This window comes from Acidovorax sp. 35-64-16, from assembly GCF_002281195.1.
Classification (GTDB): Bacteria; Pseudomonadota; Gammaproteobacteria; order Burkholderiales; family Burkholderiaceae_C; genus Acidovorax; species Acidovorax defluvii.
This window is the reverse complement of the sequence record NZ_NCFM01000016.1, coordinates 41944-62975: the sequence shown is the minus strand read 5'-3', so window position 1 is coordinate 62975 and position 21032 is coordinate 41944. Positions and strand designations below refer to the sequence as shown.

Genomic DNA, 21032 nt, shown 5'->3' with positions numbered 1-21032 from the left:
ACAAGGACCCCGAGGCGCCGATCTTCAGCGTGGCCGACTATGGGCTGGAGGCGGACCTGTTTGCGGCCGTGCCGGAACTGGTCAAGGCGCTGTAACGCCTGCAGATGCTATTATTATTATAGCTGTTGACGCTTATCCCATAAGCGCTAGCGTCAGTATTTATCTAGAAACAGAACGGAGACAAACCCATGAGCGTGAAACTTTCCCGCCGCACCCTGGTGCAGGCCGGCACCGCCGCACTGGCCAGCGTGGCCCTGCCATCGCTGGCGCAATCGGCCTGGCCGAGCAAGCCGATCAAGATCATCGTGCCCTACACGGCCGGTGGCTTTACCGACCAGATGGCGCGCCTGCTGCAGGTGGGCCTGCAAAAGCAGCTGGGTCAGCCCGTGGTGATCGACAACAAGCCCGGTGCCAACAGCATCATCGGTGTCGATGCGGTGGCCAAATCGGCGCCCGACGGGCACACCTTTGGTGTCGTGATTCCGGCCTTCACGGCCAACACCACGCTCTACCCCAAGCTGCCCTACAACGCGCGCAAGGATCTGGTGGGGGTTTCATTGATGGGCGTGTCGCCCCTGGTGGCGGCGGTGTCTGGCAATGCGCCGTTCAAGAACACCAAGGAGCTGGTGGCCTACGCCAGGGCCAACCCCGGCAAGGTGAGCTTTGCCTCGTCGGGCAGCGGCTCGGCGGCGCACCTGACCAGCGAGTTGCTCAAGACGCTGACCAAGACCTACATGGTCCACATACCGTACCGGGGTGCGTCGCCCGCGCTGGCCGATCTGCTGGGCGGCCAGGTGCCTCTGTTCCTCGACCCGCCACCCAACCTGATCCAGCCCGCCAAGGCCGGTCGCATCCACCTCATCGGTGTGGCCAGCGAAAAGCGCCTGCCCATCCTGCCCGATGTGCCGACCTTCGTGGAGCAGGGCATTCCCGGCATGCTGGGCAGCACCTGGGCCAGCATGATTGCCCCGGCAGGCACACCGCGCGACATCGTCAAGCGCATGTCGGAGGCAGTGAACCAGATCATCCACAGCGAAGAAACCCGCGCCAAGCTGGAAACCATGGGCACGTTTGCCGAAGGCACCACGCCCGAGGCCTGCGACGCGTTTCTCGCGTCGGAGACGACCAAGTGGGGCAAGGTGATTCGGGACGCCGGGGTGACGCTGGACTAAGGCCCGGACAGCGGCTGGGCATCCCTAAACCCCCTGACCAGGGCGCGCCCCACACCAGTGCCACCGTGGAACCGGCTTTGCCGGGCCACCGGTGGCGTCCCCCTGAGGGGGATGGCGCGCAGAGCCTCAGGGGGCTTCATGTATACCGCTTGGCGCGCAGGTTGTCCTTTATCTGCTGCAGCACCGGTTGCAGCGATGGTCCGATGCGCAGCGCCACGCACGTGGCCAGCACGTCAATCACCAGCAGGTGCAGCAGGCGCGACACCATGGGGCTGTAGCGGTCGTAGCCCTCGGGGTGGTCGGCGGCCAGGTGGATGGCGCAGGCGGTTACCAGGGGTGAGCCGCTGGCGGTGATGGCAATGGTGGTGGCGCCGTTCTTGCGCGCGATGTCTGCCGCGTCCATCAGGTCGCGCGTGCGGCCCGAGTTGGAGATGATCACCGCGCAGTCGCCCGGGCCGAGCAGGGTGGCGCTCATTACCTGGATATGGCCGTCGCTGGTGGCGATGGATGTCACGCCCAGGCGAAAGAACTTGTGCTGCGCATCCTGCGCCACGAAGCCGGAATTGCCCGCGCCATAAAACTCGATGCGCTTGCCCGCTTTCCAGGTGCTGGTGATGGCCTCGGCAGCGCGTTCAATGGCCAGCGTGCTGGCCGCGTTGCGGTATTGCAAAAAGGCGGCCACCGCGTTGTCCACCACCTTGACCAGCACATCGCCGGTTTTGTCGTCGGCGTCCACGCTGCGGTGAATGAAGGGCACGCCTTCGCTCACGCTGCCGGCGAGCTTGAGCTTGAAATCGGCCAGGCCGTCGTAGCCCATGCTGCGGCAAAAGCGCACCACGGTGGGTTTGCTAACCTGCGCGCGCGCGGCCAGCTCGCGCACCGGAAGGCGGGCAAATGCGCGTGCGTCCTCCAGCACCAGACGGCCCACGCGCTGCTCGGCGGGGGCCAGGGAAGGCAGGGAGGCGGTGATGCGGTCCAGCATGTCAAATCCACGGAAAAGTCAGAAACGAGGGTGCGCCAATGTAACGCGGTTTCATGCCCGGGGCCGTCTCGGTAACGGGCCGTCTACACTTGGGGGTTGCCTGCCTCGTCACATTGGCGCGGCCCCTATAAGTGTTGAACCGTTCGCCCCGAGCCGTTCGGCTGGCCAGGGACTGGCTTGTCGAAGGGCTTCGACCAGCTCAGCCTGAACGGTACTGGAGACATCCAAGGGCCAGACCCATCGTGCTGGCAGGCCTGCTTGTCCACTGTCCACCCCATGAGACTTTTGCCATGAATCAGCTTGACGCCCTCAAACAGTTCACCACCGTGGTCGCCGATACCGGCGACTTCAAGCAGCTGGCGCAATTCCAGCCCCAGGATGCGACCACCAACCCGTCGCTGATCCTCAAGGCCGTGCAAAAGCCCGAATACGCGCCTTTGCTGCAGTCCACCGTGGCCCAATGGAAAGATCGCCCCATGGATGAGGTGATCGACCGGCTGCTGGTGCGCTTTGGATGCGAGATCCTGGCCACCATTCCGGGGCGGGTGTCCACCGAAGTGGATGCGCGCCTGAGCTTTGACACCAGCGCCACCGTCACGCGGGCGGAGCGGATCATCGAGCTGTACCAGGCGCAGGGTATTCACATCGACCGGGTGCTCATCAAGGTGGCGGCCACCTGGGAAGGCATCAAGGCCGCAGAAAAACTGGAGCAGCGCGGCATTCACACCAACCTCACGCTGCTGTTCTCGTTTTGCCAGGCGGTTGCCTGCGGGCAGGCCAAGGTGCAATTGATTTCGCCGTTTGTCGGGCGCATCTACGACTGGTACAAAAAACAGGCCGGTGCCAGCTGGGACGAGGCCGCGCGCAGCGGCGCCAACGACCCGGGCGTGCAATCGGTCACCCAGATCTACAACCACTACAAGCATTTCGGCATTGCCACCGAGGTGATGGGCGCGAGCTTTCGCAACATTGGCCAGATTACCGCGCTGGCCGGCTGCGACCTGCTGACCATCGCCCCCGAGCTGCTGGCACAGCTCGCGGCCTCGGAGGCTCCCTTGCAACCGGCGCTCAATGCCGAGGCAGCCCGCACCATGCCGCTGCCTGCGGTCCAGTTCGACGAATCGGGTTTCCGCTTTGCGCTGAATGAAGACGCCATGGCCACCGAAAAGCTGGCCGAGGGCATTCGCAGCTTCGCGGCAGATGCCGTAAAGCTGGAAAAACTCATCCAGGCGGCCTGAGCGCGTAGGGCTGCGCTGGCGCGCACCCGGCACTCGCGCAGCCCTTGCCCTGGCTCGTTACACTTGCGCACCCTGCCTGGAGTTCAGGCAACAGGAATTGATTCATGCACTCAGTTGTCATCAGCGGAACCGGCATTTACCAGCCCCCGTACACCATCACCAATGCCGAGCTGGTTGAAGCCTTCAACCGCTATGTGGACCAGGAAAACGCGCGCCTTGCCGACGAAATCGCCGCCGGCGTGCGCGAGCCGTTGACCTATTCCAGCGTCGAATTCATCGAAAAGGCCTCCGGCATCAAGCAGCGCTATGTGCTCGAAAAATCCGGCGTGCTGGACCCTTCCCGCATGTACCCGCGCTTTACCGAGCGGCCCGACGACCAGCTCTCGCTGATGGCCGAGATTGCCGTGGATGCCGCGCGCAAGGCGCTGGATGCCGCCGGCAAGACCGGCGACCAGATTGATGCCGTGCTGTGCTCGGCGGCCAACATGCAGCGCGCCTACCCGGCCATGGCCATCGAGATCCAGCAAGCCCTGGGTGCGAGCGGCTATGGGTTTGACATGAATGTGGCCTGCTCGTCGGCCACCTTTGCCATCGAGCAGGCCGTCAACGCCGTGCGTACCGGCAGCGCCAAGTGCGTGCTGGTGGTCAACCCGGAGATCACCTCGGGCCACCACGAATGGCGCGACCGTGATTGCCATTTCATCTTTGGCGATGTCTGCACGGCGGTGATTGTCGAGCGGGCCGACTGCGCAACCGCCGCCGACCAGTGGGAAGTGCTGGGCACCAAGTTGGCCACCCAGTTTTCCAACAGCATCCGCAACAACTTCGGCTTTCTCAACCGCTGCGAGGACAGCGACCCGAACGCGCGCGACAAGACCTTCCGCCAGGAGGGCCGCAAAGTGTTCAAGGAAGTGGTGCCGCTGGCTGCCGCCCACATCGAGGCCCATCTGGCCGCGCTGGAGCAGGCACCGACGGCCGTGCGCCGCTATTGGCTGCACCAGGCCAATCATGGAATGAACCAGCTGGTCATCAAGAAATTGGTGGGCGCGGATGCGGGTGCTGACGTGGCCCCCCTGATCCTGGACGAGTTCGCCAACACCGCATCGGCGGGCTCCATCATTGCGTTTCACAAGCACCGGGACGACCTGGCTGCCGGTGATCTGGGCGTGATCTGCTCCTTTGGCGCGGGCTATTCCATCGGCAGCGTGGTGGTTCGCAAGCGCTGACCCTTTCCCTTTGCCGCCATGGCGTCGCCGTGGCTGCGTGAGCCACCGGCGCGGGAAATCTCAGACTTCTTCGCTCCAGCAAAAACCGTCGCGCGCGATCATGGCGCTGGCGGCGCTGGGGCCCCAGCTGCCGGCTGCGTAGGGCCTGGGGGCGTGCGGGTCGGTGCGCCAGTGCTCCAGAATGGGCTCCACCCAGCGCCAGGCTTCTTCCTGCTCGTCACTGCGCACAAACAGGTTCAGCCGCCCTGCGATCACGTCCAGCAGCAGGCGCTCGTAGGCGCCCACGCGCTCGGTGCCAAAGCGCTGGTCAAAGTCGAGGTTCAGGTGCACCGGCGCCAGGGCGGGTTCGGTCTGGTGCTGCGCGGCGCCCTGGGCCAGCAGGTGCAACTCCAGCCCGTCCTTGGGCTGCAGGTGGATCACCAGGCGGTTGGCAGCGCCCGCAGGGGTCTTGAAAATCGGGTGGGGCACGGGCCGGAAGTTGACCACGATATGGGCGTTGCGGCTGGCCAGGCGTTTGCCGGTGCGGATGAAAAATGGCACGCCCGCCCAGCGCCAGTTGGAAATTTCGGTGCGCAGGGCCACAAAGGTCTCTGTGGTGCTGCCCGGGGCAACGCCGCTTTCCTGCAAATAACCCGCAACGGCCTGGCCCTGGCGCGTGCCGGCGGCATATTGCCCCCGCACCACATGCTGGCCGATGGTGTCGGGGCTCCAGGGCTTGAGCGATTGCAGCACCTTGAGTTTCTCGTCGCGAATGGCGTTGGCGCTGGAGTTGATGGGCGGTTCCATGCCAATGGCGCACAGCAATTGCAGGGCATGGTTTTGCACCATGTCGCGCAGGGCGCCCGTCTGGTCGTAGAAGGCGCCGCGGGTTTCCGCGCCCAGTTCTTCGGCGATGGTGATCTGGATGTTGGCAATGGTTTCGCGCCGCCACAGGGGCTCGAACAGCGCATTGCCAAAGCGCATGGCAAAGAGGTTCTGCACCGATGGTTTGCCCAGGTAGTGGTCGATGCGAAACACCTGGTCTTCCCGCAGCACGTGCCGCAGCGCCTCGTTGATGGCGCGGTTCGATTGCAGGTCATGGCCCAGGGGTTTTTCGAGCACCACGCGGGTAGCGGGGCCGTTCAGTCCCACGGCCGCGATCTGCTCGCAGACGGTCGTGAAAAGACTGGGCGCCGTGGCGACATACATCACCAGCGAGTCGGCATTGCGGGCCTTGATCATGTCGGCCAGCCGCCCATAATCCTGCGGTTGCGACAGGTCCATGCGCAGGTGGTGCAGCAGTGCCGCGAAGCGCGAAAACTCCTGAGGTGTCGGGCGTTTGGCCAACTCGACATCGTCAAAGCGCATCTGGATTCGGCTGCGGTATTGATCGTCGGTAAGATCGTCCCGCGCCACGCTGATAATGCGGCCACCTTCGGGCAACGTGCCGTGCCGAAAGGCCTGGAACAACGCGGGCAGGAGCTTGCGCCAGGCGAGGTCGCCGGTGCCGCCAAACAGGACGAGGTCAAAACTCATGGGGTCTCCGGCGATGGGGGGCGAGGCTGCATCAGGCCGATAATTGTAATCTCGTTACATTGGTGCCTGATCTTCTTCGCTTAGGTGGGAGTATTTTGGATTTTTTAATTTTCTGTCGCTTGAAGTTTTTGTAATTTGGTTACTTTTTTGTTTGCGCACCATCGACATGTCCCTGTTTCTTCGTTGTGATCAGACGCCCCAGTGGCCCTTGTTGAAGGCCCATTTTTCAGCGCAGGGTGCGCGTCTTGATTTGCGCCACGCTTTTGCCGAGGACACCGGGCGTTTTGAATATTTCAGCCAGGTGGCGCCTCACCTGTTTGCCGATCTTTCCAAGAACCTCTGGGACCCGACCACCGAGGCACTGCTGCTAGACATGGCGCGCTCGTGCGGGCTGGAGCAGCACCGCGACGCCATGCTGCACGGCGAGCCCATCAACACCACCGAGGGCCGCGCGGTGTTGCACACCCTGCTGCGGCGTCCGCCAAGGCAGGTGCTGCCGGGTGACCTGCCCGGCGTGGCCGAGAGCCTGGTCGACGTGCACTCCACGCTGGACGCCATGCTGGCTTTTGCCGACCGCGTGCGCGCTGACGAGGGCATCACCGACGTGGTGAACATCGGCATCGGCGGCTCGGACCTGGGGCCGCACATGGCCGTGTTGGCGCTGGATGCCTACCGCGCGCCGGGCAAGCGGTTTCACTTCGTTTCCAACGCCGATGGCCACGAGCTGGCGGGCGTGCTGCGGCTGCTGCGGCCGCAAAGCACCTTGTTCCTGGTGGCCTCCAAAACCTTCACCACGGCAGAAACCATGACCAACGCACGTTCGTGCCTGGCCTGGTTTGCCCAGCACGGTGGCACGGATGTGGCGCGACATTTTGTGGCGCTCACCACGCAGGTCGACGCGGCGAAAGCCCTGGGTATCACCACCACGTTTGGTTTCTGGGACTGGGTGGGCGGGCGCTATTCCTTGTGGTCGTCCATTGGCCTGCCGCTGGCCATATCAATTGGTGCTGCTGGTTTTCGGGGGCTGCTGGCCGGCGGGCATGCCATGGACGAGCACTTTCGCACGGCGCCGCTGGAGGTGAACCTGCCCGTACGGTTGGGCGTGCTGGATGTCTGGTACCGCAATTTCCATGGCTTTACCAGCCGTTGTGTCGCGCCGTATCACGCCGGGCTGCGGCGCTGGGCGGCCTACTTGCAGCAGCTCGAAATGGAAAGCAACGGCAAGCGCGTGGCCACCAGTGGCGAGGCCCTGGTTTATGCCACCTCGCCGGTTGTCTGGGGCGAGCCGGGAACCAACGGGCAGCATGCGTTTTTTCAGATGCTGCACCAGGGCTCGGATGTGCTGCCGCTGGAAATCGTATCCGTGCGCAAACCATCGCACGCTCTGGTGGGTCACCATGGGCAGGTGCTGGCCAACGCCCTGGCGCAAGCGCAAGCGCTGATGGTGGGCAAGGCCAGCGACGATGGGCACCGGCATTTTCCGGGCAACCGGCCCAGCACCTTTTTGCTGCTGGAGTCCCTCACGCCCGAGTCGCTGGGGGCCCTCATCGCCCTGCAGGAGCATCGGGTGTTCGTCAGCGGCGCGCTGTGGGGTATCGACAGCTTCGATCAGTGGGGCGTAGAGCTGGGCAAGGTGCTGGCGCGCGATCTGCAGCAGCGCCTGGCCAGCGGGGATGCCGAGGGGCTCGATGCCTCCACGGCAGGCTTGCTGAACCGCCTGCGGGGCTGAGCCCGGTGACCCCTCAGCAGGGTCGAAAAAAGTTTACCGGCAGACCCGGAGTGTCTACCCGCATGTGCAGCAGCGAGCCCGCCGGAATAGCCGCCTCACATTCGCTGACGGGCCGCCCGGCACGCGCCGAGGTGACATAGAGCGTGCGCAGGTCATCGTCGCCAAAGCACACCTTGGTGGGGCATTGCACGGGCGTGGGGATGCGCTGCAGCACATCGCCCGAAGGCGACAGCTGCACAATGCCGGCCCCTTCGTACATGGCCACCCAATAGTTGCCGTCCACGTCCACGCTGGCGCCGTCGGGGCGGCCACCATAGGGCTCACCGACCACCTTGGGGGCGAAGCGGGCCCAGGGTTGCCGATCACGGATGCTGCCTGTGGCGGCGTTGAACGCAAAGCGGTCAATACGGTGTTCGGGGGTGTTGGACCAATACATCCAGCGGTTGTCGGGGCTGAAGGCGAGGCCATTGGCCGTGAAGTTGTCGCCCGCCATGCGGTCGATGGCGCATCGGCCTGTGGTGCAGTCCAGGCGCCACATGGCGGCATCGGGTTGCGTGCGCGGGGTGATCATGGAGCCGGCCCAGAACCGCCCGGCCGTGTCGCATTTGCCATCGTTCAGGCGCAGCAGCCGGGTGTTGTGCGCATCGGCCGGCAGGGTGGCCAGGCAAGCCAATGCACCTGTGGAGGTGGTCAGGCTGTAAAAACCATCGCGTAACCCGATTACTATTTTTCCATCCTCCGACGGAGCGCAGCATCCGGGCTCGGACGGCGTCTTCCATTGCCAGGTGCGACCGGTGCCGGGCTCCCATGCATTCACCGTGAAGCCCGCGATGTCGCACCAATACAGCCGCTTCTCCAGTGGATGCCAGAACGGTGACTCACCCAGCTCAGAGGGTGGCAACGGGAGTGCTTGCAAGGGCATTGCTTGATCCGGAGGTGTTATCAAATTACATTCTAGGTCGATATCCGGATGGAGCATCCCATGCATTCAGTTGTAGCGCGCGTGACGGCTCGCATCACCCAGCGCAGCGCAGGCACCCGCGCCGCCTATCTTGTCGGCGTGGATTCCATGATCCACCGCCAACCCTCCCAAGACCGCATGGGCTGCGCCAATCTGGCCCATGCCTTCGCCGCATTGCCGGGCGCCGACAAGTTCCGGGTCACGGTTGAAAAGGCGCCCAACATCGGCGTTGTGACGGCCTACAACGACATGTTGTCGGCCCATCAGCCCTACCAGAGCTATCCCGCCATCCTGCGTGACGAAGCGGCCCGCCACCAGGCCACGGTGCAGGTGGCTGGCGGCGTGCCCGCCATGTGCGACGGCGTCACGCAGGGCACGCCCGGCATGGAGCTGTCGCTGTTCTCGCGCGATGCCATTGCCATGGCCACTGCGGTAGCGCTGTCCCATGATGTTTTTGATGGCGCACTGCTGCTGGGTGTGTGCGACAAGATCGTGCCGGGCCTTTTGATTGGCGCGTTGCACTACGGACATTTGCCCTGCGTGTTTGTGCCTGCCGGGCCCATGGGTACCGGGCTGCCCAACAAGGACAAGGCCAAGGTGCGTGAGCAGTACGCCCAGGGCTTGGTGGGGCGCGAAGATTTGCTCCAGGCCGAAACGGCCTCGTACCACAGCCCCGGCACCTGCACGTTTTACGGCACGGCCAACAGCAACCAGATGCTGCTCGAAGCCATGGGCCTGCATGTGCCCGGCGCGGCCTTTGCGCCACCGGGCACCGAAGAGCGCGAAGCCTTCACGCGCCAGGCCCTGCGCACGGTGCTGGACATCGGCAAACGCGGCCAGCGGTTCACACCCATCGGGCGGCTGGTGGACGAGCGCTGCATCGTCAATGCCATGGTGGCGCTGCTGGCCACGGGCGGTTCCACCAACCACCTCATCCACTGGGTGGCCGTTGCGCGCAGTGCGGGCATTCTGATTGACTGGTCCGACTTTGATGAGCTGTCGTCTGCTGTGCCGCTGCTGGCCCGCGTGTACCCCAATGGCGATGCCGATGTGAACCAGTTCCAGGCGGCAGGCGGCCCTGCGTGGGTTCTGCGCGAGCTGTTGTCTGGCGGCCTCATGCACCCCGATGTGATGAGCGTGAACGCGGGTGGCATTGCCGGAGGCGGGCAGGGGGCCCCGGCGGTTTCGGGTGACGAAACCGTGCTGCGCCCCGTGACTCTGCCGTTCTCGCCCACCGGCGGGCTGCGCTTGCTGCAAGGGCGCCTGGGCCGTGCGGTGATCAAGGTCTCAGCCGTGCCCGAAGACCGTCACATCATCGAGGCGCCTGCGCGTGTGTTTGATTCGCAAGAGGCCTTGCTCGCCGCCTTCAGCGCAGGCGAGGTGCAGCAGGACATGGTGGCCGTGGTGCGCTTTCAGGGCCCGCAGGCCAATGGCATGCCCGAGCTGCACAAGCTCACCCCGCCGTTGGCCGTGCTGCAAAACCGGGGCTTCAAGGTGGCGCTGGTGACCGATGGGCGCATGAGCGGGGCCTCGGGCAGGGTGCCCGCTGCCATCCATGTCACGCCCGAGGCGCTGGCCGGTGGCCCGCTGGCCAAGGTGCGCGACGGTGACATCGTGCGCGTGGATGCCGTGGCCGGCACGCTGGATGTGCTGGTGGATGAAGCCGAGTGGGCCGCCCGCACGCCCGCGCCGTACAACGCCCCCGCCGCCACCGGCTTTGGCCGCGAGCTATTCGCCAACTTTCGCCGCCATGCAGGCGGTGCAGAACAAGGAGCCTGCACATGGATGTAAAGGCTGGCCCCCTGAGCCGCTTCGCGTCATCCCCCCGGGGGGACGCCACCACTGGCCTGGCAAAGCCAGTTCCACGGTGGCCCTGGCTTTGCATCGCGACCGTTTCAACCGCCGTGCGCGGCACCCAGTCCTCAGGAACACAACACTTATGAACCCGCTTGATATCGCCAGCCATGGCCCCGTCATCCCGGTGATCGTGATCGACCGCGTGGCCGACGCGCTGCCCCTGGCCGAGGCGCTGCTGGCCGGTGGTGTGAAAGTGCTGGAGGTGACCTTGCGCACGCCGGTGGCTCTGCCGGCCATCGAAGCCATTGCCCGCCAGCTGCCCGAGGCTGTGGTGGGCGTGGGCACGGTGCTCCATGCGGACGATGCCCGCCGTGCCAGCGAGGCGGGTGCCCGCTTTGCCGTGAGCCCGGGTTACACGTCCGAAGTGGGCCGAGCCTGCCAGGGCCTGAACCTGCCCCTGCTGCCCGGCGTGGCCACGGCCAGCGAGATCATGGCGGCGCTGGCCGACGGGTTCTCGTTCCTCAAGCTGTTTCCGGCCGAGGCCGTGGGCGGCATCCCGCTGCTCAAGGCCTGGGCCAGCCCGTTTGGCCAGGTGAGCTTTTGCCCCACGGGGGGTATCACCCCGATCACCGCCCCCAACTACCTGGCGCTGCCCAACGTGCGCTGCGTGGGCGGTTCGTGGCTCACGCCCGCCGATGCCGTGCGTGCTGGCGACTGGGCGCGCATCACCCAGCTGGCACGGGCCGCGCAGGCCTTGGGGCGTGGTGGCGACTGAAATATTGATGGAAAGTGGCTCTAGCGCTTATTTAACAAGCGCTGGCAGCTATTAAAAATGGAGTATTTTTGGTGCGGTGTGGCTGCGGAGAATGCCGGGCTAAGGCTTCCAGCGCACCGTGACGCGCAGCCCACCCAGCCCCGGGCTGGTGTCGGTGCCGACCTGCAAATGGTGCAGGCGCGCAATGCGCTGGATGATGGACCAGCCCAGTCCGCTGCCGCTTTGGCCGGTGCCCAGCACGCGAAAAAACCGTTCTCCCAGGCGCGCTTGTTCTTCGGGTGTGAGGCCGGGGCCGCTGTCTTCCACGCTCAATTGCGCGTGGCCATCGCCTAGCTCGTTTATCTGCAGCTGCACCTCGGCACCCTCCGGGCTGTAGCGCAAGGCGTTGTCCAGCAGGTTGCGCAGCAGTACGCGCGCCAGGGGCTCGGGCAACGGGATGTGCACGCCGGGCGCTATCGGCTCGCGCAGCACGATGCGCTGGTGCCGGCGTTCTGCCGTAGCCTGCAGATCGGCGGCCACCTGGCGCGCAACGTCGGCCAGCGGCGTGCTACTGCGGTCGGGGGTGGCTTCGGCATCCAGCCGGGCCAGTTGCAGGAGTTGTTCCACGAGCCGGGTGGCCCGGTCGCAGCCCTGGACGGTGGCTTCGAGCGCTTGCGCTCGTTCATGTGCGTCTGTGGCGCCTTGTGCCACCTGGGCCTGCATGCGGATGCCGGCGATGGGGGTGCGCAGCTCGTGCGCCGCATCGGCCGTGAATTGCTGCTCGGTGGCCAGCAGCCGGGCCATGCGCTGGAACAGCTCGTTCAACGCTGTCACCAGCGGCAGCACCTCGGGCGGGACGCCTTCGATGGACAGCGGCGCGAGCGACTGCGGTTGGCGTGTTGCTACGGCGTTTCCGAGGCGCCCCAGCGGCCGCACCGAGCCACGCACCGCCCACCAGATGCCCAGTGCCAGCAATGGCATGGCCCACAGCATCGGCTTGAGGATGCTGGTCAGGCTGGCCTGCACGATCTCGCGGCGCACCGATTGCAGCTCGCCCACCACAATGCGTACATCGCTTTCTCGCCCCTGGGTGACGAACACGCGCCAGGCCTTGCCATCCACCTGGCTGTCCGCAAAGCCCCGCTTGCGCCGCTGCGTCAGGGGCTCCTGCGGCGCGCTGGCCGAGCGGGCCAGCAGCTGGTCTTCGTGCCACAGCTGGAACACCACGCGCGGCTGGTGCTTATCCAGCTCGGGCGCTTCGTTCAGGCGGTCTTCGTCCAGTTCATCGAGGGGTTGCAGGCGCAGCAGGGCGGCGGTCTGCGCCAGATGGGCGTCGAGCAGGTCGCTGACTTCGTCATCGGTTTCGTGCCAGGCCAGCGCTGCGGCCACGCCCCAGGCCACCAGCACCAGCGCCAGCACCGTGGTCAGCAGCCGGGTCTGCAGCGAGCGTGGCGTGCGGGGGGCGGCAGCGCTGCTCATGCCGGCTCCCGTGCGATGCGGTAGCCCACGCCGCGCACGGTCTCGATCAGGGCCGCGCCCAGCTTGCGCCGCAGGTGGTAGATGTGCACCTCGACGGCGTTGCTGTTGATTTCGCTGCCCCACTGGTACAGGCGCTGCTCCAGCTGCTCGCGGCTGAGCACACGCCCGGCGTTCAGCAGCAGCGCGTGCAGCAGGTCGTATTCGCGGTTGGACAGCTCCACGGGTTGGCCATCCACCAGCACCTGGTGGGCGGCCGGGTCCAGCGCCACGTTGCCAGCGACCAGCCGGGTTTCGCTTTGGCCGTGCGCGCGCCGCACCAGGGCGCGCAGGCGGGCGGCCAGCTCATGCAGGTCGATGGGCTTGATGAGGTAGTCGTCAGCGCCCGCGTCCAGCCCGGCGATGCGCGCGGGCACCGCGTCGCGGGCCGTCAGCACCAGCACGGGCGTGGTGTTGCGCCGTGCGCGCACCTGGCGCAGCACCTCCATGCCATCCAGCCGTGGCAGGCCCAGGTCCAGCACGGCAGCCTGGTAGGCGCCGGTGGCCAGCTCACGCTCGGCCGCCACGCCATCGCGCACCCAGTCCACCTGGAAGCCGTTTTGCGCCAGGCCGGCGCGGATGCCCGAGCCCAGCAGTTCGTCGTCTTCGGCCAGCAGGATGCGCATGGAGGGTGCTTTCAGTCAGTCGTCGTCATCATCATGGTGATTCTCGCTCCAGCGTGCGGCATCGCCAGCGGGCAGCTCGGGCGCAGTGTTCCACTGCCACGTCCAGAATGCGAGCACGCAGGCCAGTACGGCGGCGGCGAGCCAGCCATGGTTGCGCTGGGCCAGATTGGGCCCGGGGCCCTGCACGCGGCCTGTCAGCATGGGCAGTGCCTGGTTTTTACGGCGCAGAACGCTCAGCAGGGCGATCAGGCCGATGTGCGCCAGCACCACGAACAAGAGGGTGTTGCCAAAGAACTCGTGCACTTCCTCCAGCCATTCGCCGCCCCATTCGTCCCACACCGCGTAGCCGCTGAGGGTGAGCGGCGCTACCAGCGCCAGGATCAGCGCCACGGCCAGTGCCATCAGCAGGTTTTGCCCCGGTCGCCAGGTGGCCTGCAGAGCGGAGGGTGAACGCACCGCGGCCAGGGACTTCAACCATGCCGGCAGCCCCTGCAGCTTGCGCCACAGCACCGACATGCGCACTTGGCGCGGTCCGAACACGCCCCACAGCAGGCGTGCCACGACCAGCCCCGCCAGCGTGTAGCCCAGCGTGACGTGCACCAGTCTCCAGCGCTCGCCATCGGCGGTGATATAGGCCGCCGTGAAGCTCAGCGCCATCAGCCAGTGCAGCATGCGCGTGGTGGCATCGACCACGCGGCGGGTGGCAGGCCGGGGCGTTTGCGCTTGCGCCGGGGACGGCGCGGAAGCTGAAGAGGGCGAGGCTGAAGAAAGGGTGTCAGAAGTCATGGCGGTTCTCACTTCGGAATGCGGACGCGGTCGTCGTCAAAGTCACCTTGGTCGGCGCGGGTGTGGCAGGCCATGCAGTTGGCGCGGCTGCCCACGGCGGCGCGCTTCCACACCGCCGGCTCCACGTCGCGGTGCTTGCGCTCAAACCAGGCGGATTGGGTGATGCGGTCTTGGGGCGGCGCCTCGCGCACGCGCTTGTAGGTGCCCGCATGGGCTTCGAGCCAGGTGCCGATCTGGCGCACCATGGCCGCATCCAGCGAGGCGTCGGTGCCGTAATGCTGGTCCAGCCCTTTCATCATGCGGCTCCACGAACTGGCGGGCAGCATGCCGGGCGGGTAGGCCATGTGGCAGGCGGCGCACTCCTGCTTGTAGACCGGCAGCATGGCGCTGGCGGGCATCTGGCGGCTGTCAGCCCAGGCGGCGGGCAGTGCGCAGGCCAGCGCCAGCAGCGTGGCAAAACGGCCAGTGGTGCGCAGGAGCGGCGCGGGGGGAATCATCAAGGAGTTGCGGTTCATGGCTTGTCCTTGGCGGGGGCGGGGGCGGGTGGGGGTGGGTTTTTGGCGTCGAACTGCAGCAGCCAGGCCAGTACATCGGCCTTTTCGACGGCGGTGCATTCACGGCTCAGCACGTCGTTGCAGTTGCGGCGAAACCATTTGTCCACCTTGGCCTGGTCTGTGAAGCGCTCGGGGTTGAAGGCCGGCGCCAGCGGGGTGATGGTCTTGCCCGTGCTGGCGTGGCGCGTGGGCGTGGTGGGCGGATTGCCATGGCACGAGGCGCACGACCATTCGCCACCATGGCGGCTGGTGAAAAACACGCGGCCGCGCTCGGCGTTGACCGACTTGCCGGAAACATCGCTCCAGCGCTGCATCTGCGAGGCGGCGGTGGTGTCGCCGGCGTGGGCCGGTACCAGGGCAAAGGTCAGCGCCAGCAGCGCAACCATGCGTGCGAGAGAGATGGGGTGTTGTTTTTGCATGCCGCCATGGTGCAGGGCGGGCATGAAGAATGGCTTAAGGAGCGCCAAGGCCGCCGCAGGTCATTTCGTCAAAATAATGGTCAAAATTGCCTCTGGTGCTTATTTATAAAGCGCTAATAGCTATTAAAGTAGTAGCAAATGGGGGTGCGGGTCGACGCCGCTGCAGCGATCCGACGGACGTGGCCACGCACACGCACTTGTCGCACTGCCCGCCTATCATGCTCCGGGGCACTCGCCCGCAATTCGTCAGCATTCAACCAAGACAGAGGGAATTCACCATGGATTTTGTTCAGGCAATCAAGTCGTGTCTGGGGCAGTACGCCACGTTTTCGGGGCGGGCAAAACGCTCCGAGTTTTGGTGGTTTTTTCTGTTCCAGGTGCTGGTTATGGTGGCCGCCAGCATGCTGGGCGATGTGATCAACGGCATCGCATCGCTGGCGTTGCTGTTGCCGGCACTGGCCGTGGGCGCCCGCCGCCTGCACGACATCGGCCGCACGGGCTGGTGGCAACTGCTGCTGCTCACCGGTATCGGTTTTCTGGTGCTTCTGTACTGGTGGGTGCAGCCCAGCGACGCGTCGGCCAACGGCTAAACGCAGCCCCTGGCCGCGTGGCATGAAAAAAGCCCGCAGGCCAAAAGACCTGCGGGCTTTTCGTGGGGCTGCGCAGCCAGCGCGGCTGCGCGAGGACCAGGCAATTACATGCCCATGCCGCCCATGCCACCCATGCCGCCCATGTCAGGCATGCCGCCGCCAGCACCGGCTTCTTCCTTCGGAGCGTCAGCCACCATGCACTCGGTCGTCAGCAGCAGCGATGCCACCGATGCTGCGTTTTGCAGCGCCGTGCGGGTGACCTTGGTGGGGTCCAGAATGCCCAGCTCGAGCATGTCGCCGTAGCTGTCGTTGGCAGCGTTGAAGCCGAAGTTGCCCTTGCCGGCCAACACAGCGTTCACCACCACCGAGGCTTCGCCGCCGGCGTTGTTCACGATTTCGCGCAGAGGCGCTTCGATGGCCTTCAGCACCAGGGCAATGCCGTGGTCCTGGTCAGCGTTGTCACCCTTGATGGAGGTGCCAACGGCTTGCTTGGCACGCAGCAGGGCCACGCCACCACCGGCCACAACGCCTTCTTCCACAGCTGCGCGCGTTGCGTGCAGTGCGTCTTCCACGCGGGCCTTCTTTTCCTTCATTTCGACTTCGGTGGCAGCGCCGACCTTGATCACGGCAACACCGCCAGCCAGCTTGGCCACGCGCTCTTGCAGCTTTTCGCGGTCGTAGTCGGACGTGGCTTCTTCGATCTGCACGCGCACTTGCTTGACGCGGGCTTCGATGTCAGCAGCTGCGCCAGCGCCGTCGATGATGATGGTGTTTTCTTTGCCCACTTCGATACGGGCAGCCGTGCCGAGGTCGGCCAGCGTCACCTTTTCGAGGGTCAGGCCCACTTCTTCTGCGATGACCTTGCCGCCCGTCAGGATGGCGATGTCTTCCAGCATGGCCTTGCGACGGTCGCCGAAGCCAGGAGCCTTGACAGCCACCACCTTCAGGATGCCGCGGATCGTGTTGACCACCAGCGTAGCCAGGGCTTCGCCTTCGACTTCTTCGGCAATGATCAGCAGCGGACGGCCAGCCTTTGCCACTTGCTCCAGCGTGGGCAGCAGGTCGCGGATGTTGCTGATCTTCTTGTCGAACAGCAGCACGAAAGGGTTGTCCAGAATCGCGGATTGCTTTTCGGGGTTGTTGATGAAGTAGGGCGACAGGTAGCCGCGATCAAACTGCATGCCTTCCACGACGTCCAGTTCGCTTTCCAGCGACTTGCCGTCTTCCACGGTGATCACGCCTTCCTTGCCAACCTTGTCCATGGCGTCAGCGATCAGCTTGCCGATGGTTTCGTCGGAATTGGCAGAGATCGAGCCGACCTGTGCGATTTCCTTGGAGGTGGTGGTGGGCTTGGAAGCCTTCTTCAGCTCGGCAACCAGGGCCGTCACAGCCTTGTCGATACCGCGCTTGAGGTCCATCGGGTTGATGCCGGCGGCCACGTACTTGAAGCCTTCGCGAACGATGGCTTGTGCCAGCACGGTGGCGGTGGTGGTGCCGTCACCAGCGTTGTCGCTGGTCTTGGAGGCCACTTCCTTCACGAGCTGGGCGCCCATGTTCTGCAGCTTGTCCTTGAGTTCGATTTCCTTGGCCACGGACACACCGTCCTTGGTCACGGTAGGGGCGCCGAACGAGCGCTCCAGCACCACATTGCGACCCTTGGGGCCCAGAGTCACCTTGACCGCGTTGGCCAAAATGTTCACGCCTTCAACCATGCGTGCGCGGGCTTCGCCGCCGAAAACTACGTCTTTTGCTGCCATGATGGAGCTCCTGAATATCTAAAAATTTGTGAAACAGATGACTGTGTCGGGAAAAGAATTGCGTAGCGAGCGGTTCACAGGCTAGGCGGACGGAGCGCAGGAACCGGAACGTACTCCCTGTACGTGAGGACTCCGAGCACCGCCCAACGACGCATGTGGGCCGCGCAGTAGCAATTACTTCTCGACAACGGCGAACAGGTCGTCTTCTTTCATGACCAAGAGTTCGTCGCCGCCGACCTTGACGGTCTGGCCCGAGTACTTGCCGAACAGAACGCGGTCGCCGACCTTCACGTTCAGGGCGATCAGCTCGCCCTTGTCGTTCTTCTTGCCGGGGCCGATGGCCAGCACTTCACCTTGATCAGGCTTTTCAGCGGCGTTGTCAGGGATCACGATGCCGGAGGCGGTCGTGGTTTCGCTTTCGATACGCTTGACGATCACGCGATCGTGCAGAGGGCGAAGATTCATTGCATTGCTCCTGTTGACTGAAAAAAATAGCCGGATTACAAGCACCCGAAGTTTCGGACGCCACCAAACTTCCTCCGCACCAGCGCCTTGTTAGCACTCGTTTGGGGTGAGTGCTAATGATACGGGCATTTGTGGCCATTTCAAGACGCCCCTGTGCGAGCGGGGGATTTTGGGTGGGGTTGCAGCGTGCAGTCACCCTGATGGGTGTGCCCTGGCCAGACCGTGTTGCGTTCACCTGGCCGTGCGTTTATGCGGGGGGTTGAGTGCCGCAAAAATAAAGGCTAATTGGGCAATGCCAGCAAGCACTTGCGCCTGTTTTTGCTCCCAATCATGTGGATCGGAGTCATTGAGCTTACTCAGGCCCCCTGCCGGGCCACCAGCGCTTCCAGTCCCATGGCACGTATGGTGACGGCGGCTGCGTCGGCGGCAGTGCGGTCGCTGTAGGGTCCCACCCGCACTCTTAGCCGGCGCTTTTTTCCCACCCGTGTTTCCTGCCGGAAGGCCGGCAGGCCCTCGTTGAGCAACCGCGCCTGGGCCTTGCGGGCATTGGCTTCTTCGGCAAAAAGACCAACGTTGATGTAATAGCCCGGCGCAGTGCCGACCGCTGGCAGGGGTTGGGCGGTGCTGGCGGAGGCAGTGGTGTCTGGCGGTGCTGCCGGGGCGTCGGGAGTGGATGCCCTGGCCTTGGCTTGGGGCGGCGATGGGCGTTTTGGGGGTGCGACCTTGTCTGCGGCCTGCGCCAGGGGCGCTGCGGCAGGAGGGGAGGAGGCAGCGGGTTGTGGTTGAGCAGCGGGAGCAGGAGCAGGAGCCTGCTCGGGAGCTGCCGCTGGCACTGGGGTAGGCATTGTTTCCGAGGTGGGCAATTGGCCCGCTGTGGCGCTGTCGGTCGCTGCTGGCGACGGCAGTGCTGCGGGTTCGGACGCCACAGGCTGGGTCGGCATGGTGGCTGGCTGCAGGAGCGCATCGGGTGGCGTGGTAGGCGCAGCGGGTTCGGGAGGCACGGGGCGAACCGGGGCAACGGGCGTGGAAGAGTCTGCCCCCGCCGTGCCGGTGGAAGGCATTGCCAGATAGGCACCGGCAGCGGCCAGCGCCAAGGCCAGATTACCAGCCACCAGCCAGGCGAGCCGTTTCCAGGAGCTGGCTTGCCGCGCCAGCAGTGCGCAGGCTTCGTTGAGGGTATGCGTGGCAGTAAGGGCCCGCGCTATTTTTTTGTGGGTATCGGCATGCAGCAGGGCGTTCCCGTAAAGGCCGGGCACGGCACAACTGAGCAGTACAAAAGCCGCCGCCACGCCCCATTCCACCGCCTCGGGCCACTCCAGCAGCGGGCGCCCCACGCCGAACACCAGCAGTGCCACGCCCTCGGCCGCCGCCACATACACCAGCGCTGCGCCCCACAGCTGGCGAAACACCATCCAGTTCAGGGTGCACAGGCTGGCGGCCCAGTTCCAGCTGGTGGTGGTGCGGCCCGCCTCATCGAAGCGCGCAAAAATCGGCAGATAGCGGGATAGATGCACGGGGCCCAGCGCCGCGCTGTAAAGGGCCGTCAAGGCGCTGTCGGACCGGGGTTTCGACGGCAGCTGTGCGGTAATTTCTGCAGATTCCGTGGTGGCGTGCATGGCTGATTCTGGCATGTGCCGATCCGCAGGCCACGGGGTTTGACCGTGGTGTTGCAACGGCGCAGCTGCCCTTGCCCGCAGTTGCAGAGGCGGCCGCCGGGCCCTGCGGGAGGCGCCGGGTTGGAAGTGCAGGTGCGTGGGCCGTGGAATATATGCCAAAACGGCCGCTAGCCCTTTTAGGTAAAGCGCTGGCAGCTATTAAAATTGATGGTGCCGATGGGGTGCAGCACGCACCGTTCGCACTGGGTGAAACCGTTTCACGAGTGCAACGCGAACGGCTCCAGCCTTATGGCGCCGGCCCCGCCACCCGCCACCCAGCATCATGCGGGGCGAGGCTCGGCCCTGTGGGTTGCTTATGCCCCCCGCACCATCGCCAGGATCTGCCCTGCGTCCAGCGTAGCGGCCTTCTGCTGGATTTGCGGCAGGTATTGCGTCTGCAGTTGCTTGGCGGGGCCGAGCAGGTTCTGGAAGGTTTCGCGCAGCATGGCCGTGCTCATCACCCGGCCGCCCGCGTAGTAGCGCCGGGCTACCTGCCCCAGCGCGTAGGTGGTGGCAAACGAAAACGCCATGCCGGTGGCGGCACCGCCCATGCGGCCCAGGGTTTTGCCCGCTGCCTTGCCCAAGAGGCCACCGAGCAACTTGCGGCCAAACTGCTCCAGGTATTGCGAGGTCAGGCCCACCCCGGCGGCGGCGATGAATTCCTTGATGTGGCCCTGGTCCAGCTCTACGCCGTAGGCCTTGCCAATGCCATACACCATCTTCACCTGCAGCGGAATGATGGCCATCGACGCCCACGACTGCGGCAGCAACTCCAGTGCGCCGTTGAGCAGGGCGTAGTTGAGGATGGATTTGTCCAGGTCCGCATCCGATGTGCCCGTGGCGGGGGCAGCGGGCGCGGTACCCGGTGCTGCTACTGCAGGCAGGGTGGGCGGGATGGCTTTTTCTGCCACATCCACCAGCGCATCGGCTTCCTGGTCAAACGCCGCAGTCTGCTGGGCATCGAGTTGCAGCGCCGTTTTGAGCGTGGCCAGAAAGTCGCGCTCGGCCGCCGTCTGGCGGCCGTCCACATCGCACACGCACACCGCCATTTCGTAGGCCAGCTGGCGCTGCATGGGGTCACCCAAGGCGCTGGCCGCCGCCTGCACACTGGTGCGCTGCAGCAGCACGTCCTGGTAGATGCGCGGCAGGTCGGCCATGCCCGCGTCGCCAGCCAGCGACTGGGCCAGGCGGCGGATTTCCTCGCGCTCGGTGTCGTCCTTGCTGCCGTCGGCAAATGCGGCCAAAAGGGCAATGGTAAGAATGGATTTTTGCTGGTCCAGGTTCATGGTGG

At 65.1% G+C, this 21032-nt stretch carries 19 protein-coding genes; 7 read left to right on the top strand and 12 right to left on the bottom strand.

Going from position 1 to position 21032, the window contains the following annotated elements; genetic code table 11:
- The first annotated feature begins 188 nt into the window (after positions 1-188).
- Positions 189-1172 carry a tripartite tricarboxylate transporter substrate binding protein gene (locus B7Y64_RS12150; protein ID WP_024812900.1) on the top strand — a complete coding sequence of 328 codons (984 nt, stop codon included), beginning with the start codon at positions 189-191 and terminating at the stop codon, positions 1170-1172.
- Positions 1173-1308: 136 nt separating this feature from the next.
- Here the strand turns inward: B7Y64_RS12150 and B7Y64_RS12145 are convergent, their stop codons facing one another.
- The gene (locus B7Y64_RS12145; RefSeq protein ID WP_291327289.1) at positions 1309-2154 is read right to left on the bottom strand and encodes an SIS domain-containing protein; all 846 of its coding nucleotides are present in this window, start codon (positions 2152-2154) and stop codon (positions 1309-1311) included.
- Positions 2155-2444: 290 nt separating this feature from the next.
- On the opposite strand from B7Y64_RS12145, the gene tal reads away from it, so the two are divergent.
- Together tal and B7Y64_RS12135 are read left to right on the top strand one after the other, a co-directional pair.
- Complete coding sequence (gene tal / locus B7Y64_RS12140; protein WP_111868825.1) at positions 2445-3392, top strand: transaldolase; 948 nt, start codon at positions 2445-2447, stop codon at positions 3390-3392.
- Between the two features lie 104 nt (positions 3393-3496).
- On the top strand, positions 3497-4618 hold the full coding sequence (locus B7Y64_RS12135) for a beta-ketoacyl-ACP synthase III (RefSeq protein WP_291327291.1): 1122 nt from the start codon (positions 3497-3499) through the stop codon (positions 4616-4618).
- Between the two features lie 60 nt (positions 4619-4678).
- On the opposite strand, the gene zwf is transcribed toward B7Y64_RS12135, so the two are convergent.
- Complete coding sequence (gene zwf, locus B7Y64_RS12130; protein ID WP_291327293.1) at positions 4679-6133, bottom strand: glucose-6-phosphate dehydrogenase; 1455 nt, start codon at positions 6131-6133, stop codon at positions 4679-4681.
- A gap of 166 nt (positions 6134-6299) precedes the next feature.
- Between zwf and pgi the strand changes: the two genes are divergently transcribed.
- On the top strand, positions 6300-7862 hold the full coding sequence (gene pgi / locus B7Y64_RS12125; protein ID WP_291327295.1) for a glucose-6-phosphate isomerase: 1563 nt from the start codon (positions 6300-6302) through the stop codon (positions 7860-7862).
- 13 nt (positions 7863-7875) lie between these two features.
- On the opposite strand, the gene B7Y64_RS12120 is transcribed toward pgi, so the two are convergent.
- Positions 7876-8784 (bottom strand): SMP-30/gluconolactonase/LRE family protein, encoded by a 909-nt coding sequence (locus B7Y64_RS12120; protein WP_291328978.1) that lies wholly within the window; start codon positions 8782-8784, stop codon positions 7876-7878.
- A 60-nt stretch (positions 8785-8844) separates the two neighbouring features.
- Between B7Y64_RS12120 and edd the strand changes: the two genes are divergently transcribed.
- Positions 8845-10614: a phosphogluconate dehydratase gene (edd, locus tag B7Y64_RS12115; protein ID WP_291328976.1), complete on the top strand. Its 1770-nt coding sequence runs from the start codon at positions 8845-8847 to the stop codon at positions 10612-10614.
- Between the two features lie 148 nt (positions 10615-10762).
- Complete coding sequence (gene eda, locus B7Y64_RS12110) at positions 10763-11395, top strand: bifunctional 4-hydroxy-2-oxoglutarate aldolase/2-dehydro-3-deoxy-phosphogluconate aldolase (protein ID WP_291328974.1); 633 nt, start codon at positions 10763-10765, stop codon at positions 11393-11395.
- A gap of 99 nt (positions 11396-11494) precedes the next feature.
- Here the strand turns inward: eda and B7Y64_RS12105 are convergent, their stop codons facing one another.
- From B7Y64_RS12105 to B7Y64_RS12085, 5 genes are read right to left on the bottom strand one after another with little or no spacing between them, the layout of a single operon-like run.
- The gene (locus B7Y64_RS12105; protein ID WP_291328972.1) at positions 11495-12853 is read right to left on the bottom strand and encodes an ATP-binding protein; all 1359 of its coding nucleotides are present in this window, start codon (positions 12851-12853) and stop codon (positions 11495-11497) included.
- Entirely contained in the window at positions 12850-13515 is a 666-nt protein-coding gene (locus tag B7Y64_RS12100) for a response regulator (RefSeq protein WP_024812890.1), read from the bottom strand. The genes B7Y64_RS12105 and B7Y64_RS12100 overlap by 4 nt, the downstream gene beginning before the upstream one ends.
- Before the next feature lie 15 nt (positions 13516-13530).
- The gene (locus B7Y64_RS12095) at positions 13531-14301 is read right to left on the bottom strand and encodes a cytochrome b/b6 domain-containing protein (protein WP_291328969.1); all 771 of its coding nucleotides are present in this window, start codon (positions 14299-14301) and stop codon (positions 13531-13533) included.
- A gap of 8 nt (positions 14302-14309) precedes the next feature.
- On the bottom strand, positions 14310-14798 hold the full coding sequence (locus B7Y64_RS12090; RefSeq protein WP_291328980.1) for a diheme cytochrome c: 489 nt from the start codon (positions 14796-14798) through the stop codon (positions 14310-14312).
- Between the two features lie 14 nt (positions 14799-14812).
- Positions 14813-15298 (bottom strand): DUF1924 domain-containing protein, encoded by a 486-nt coding sequence (locus B7Y64_RS12085; RefSeq protein WP_291328967.1) that lies wholly within the window; start codon positions 15296-15298, stop codon positions 14813-14815.
- A 254-nt stretch (positions 15299-15552) separates the two neighbouring features.
- Here B7Y64_RS12085 and B7Y64_RS12080 point away from each other — a divergent pair, with 254 nt between their 5' ends.
- Entirely contained in the window at positions 15553-15864 is a 312-nt protein-coding gene (locus B7Y64_RS12080) for a DUF805 domain-containing protein (protein ID WP_291328965.1), read from the top strand.
- Positions 15865-15968: 104 nt separating this feature from the next.
- On the opposite strand, the gene groL is transcribed toward B7Y64_RS12080, so the two are convergent.
- The 4 genes from groL to B7Y64_RS12060 form a co-directional block, all read right to left on the bottom strand.
- Positions 15969-17621 (bottom strand): chaperonin GroEL, encoded by a 1653-nt coding sequence (groL, locus tag B7Y64_RS12075; RefSeq protein ID WP_024812885.1) that lies wholly within the window; start codon positions 17619-17621, stop codon positions 15969-15971.
- A 174-nt stretch (positions 17622-17795) separates the two neighbouring features.
- Positions 17796-18086: a co-chaperone GroES gene (locus tag B7Y64_RS12070; RefSeq protein ID WP_291328963.1), complete on the bottom strand. Its 291-nt coding sequence runs from the start codon at positions 18084-18086 to the stop codon at positions 17796-17798.
- A gap of 356 nt (positions 18087-18442) precedes the next feature.
- Positions 18443-19702 (bottom strand): SPOR domain-containing protein, encoded by a 1260-nt coding sequence (locus B7Y64_RS12065; protein WP_291324417.1) that lies wholly within the window; start codon positions 19700-19702, stop codon positions 18443-18445.
- A 353-nt stretch (positions 19703-20055) separates the two neighbouring features.
- Positions 20056-21027: a DUF533 domain-containing protein gene (locus B7Y64_RS12060; protein WP_111865605.1), complete on the bottom strand. Its 972-nt coding sequence runs from the start codon at positions 21025-21027 to the stop codon at positions 20056-20058.
- Between the last annotated feature and the right edge of the window lie 5 nt (positions 21028-21032).

Coding starts and splice junctions, on each gene's coding strand:
- B7Y64_RS12120 (WP_291328978.1), bottom strand. CDS start 8,784: ATGCCCTTGCAAGCACTCCCGTTGCCACCCTCTGAGCTGGGTGAGTCA.
- B7Y64_RS12080 (WP_291328965.1), top strand. CDS start 15,553: ATGGATTTTGTTCAGGCAATCAAGTCGTGTCTGGGGCAGTACGCCACG.
- B7Y64_RS12060 (WP_111865605.1), bottom strand. CDS start 21,027: ATGAACCTGGACCAGCAAAAATCCATTCTTACCATTGCCCTTTTGGCC.
- B7Y64_RS12085 (WP_291328967.1), bottom strand. CDS start 15,298: ATGCCCGCCCTGCACCATGGCGGCATGCAAAAACAACACCCCATCTCT.
- pgi (WP_291327295.1), top strand. CDS start 6,300: ATGTCCCTGTTTCTTCGTTGTGATCAGACGCCCCAGTGGCCCTTGTTG.
- B7Y64_RS12135 (WP_291327291.1), top strand. CDS start 3,497: ATGCACTCAGTTGTCATCAGCGGAACCGGCATTTACCAGCCCCCGTAC.
- B7Y64_RS12070 (WP_291328963.1), bottom strand. CDS start 18,086: ATGAATCTTCGCCCTCTGCACGATCGCGTGATCGTCAAGCGTATCGAA.
- B7Y64_RS12105 (WP_291328972.1), bottom strand. CDS start 12,853: ATGAGCAGCGCTGCCGCCCCCCGCACGCCACGCTCGCTGCAGACCCGG.
- B7Y64_RS12090 (WP_291328980.1), bottom strand. CDS start 14,798: ATGATTCCCCCCGCGCCGCTCCTGCGCACCACTGGCCGTTTTGCCACG.
- tal (WP_111868825.1), top strand. CDS start 2,445: ATGAATCAGCTTGACGCCCTCAAACAGTTCACCACCGTGGTCGCCGAT.
- eda (WP_291328974.1), top strand. CDS start 10,763: ATGAACCCGCTTGATATCGCCAGCCATGGCCCCGTCATCCCGGTGATC.
- zwf (WP_291327293.1), bottom strand. CDS start 6,133: ATGAGTTTTGACCTCGTCCTGTTTGGCGGCACCGGCGACCTCGCCTGG.
- groL (WP_024812885.1), bottom strand. CDS start 17,621: ATGGCAGCAAAAGACGTAGTTTTCGGCGGCGAAGCCCGCGCACGCATG.
- edd (WP_291328976.1), top strand. CDS start 8,845: ATGCATTCAGTTGTAGCGCGCGTGACGGCTCGCATCACCCAGCGCAGC.
- B7Y64_RS12150 (WP_024812900.1), top strand. CDS start 189: ATGAGCGTGAAACTTTCCCGCCGCACCCTGGTGCAGGCCGGCACCGCC.
- B7Y64_RS12100 (WP_024812890.1), bottom strand. CDS start 13,515: ATGCGCATCCTGCTGGCCGAAGACGACGAACTGCTGGGCTCGGGCATC.
- B7Y64_RS12145 (WP_291327289.1), bottom strand. CDS start 2,154: ATGCTGGACCGCATCACCGCCTCCCTGCCTTCCCTGGCCCCCGCCGAG.
- B7Y64_RS12065 (WP_291324417.1), bottom strand. CDS start 19,702: ATGCACGCCACCACGGAATCTGCAGAAATTACCGCACAGCTGCCGTCG.
- B7Y64_RS12095 (WP_291328969.1), bottom strand. CDS start 14,301: ATGACTTCTGACACCCTTTCTTCAGCCTCGCCCTCTTCAGCTTCCGCG.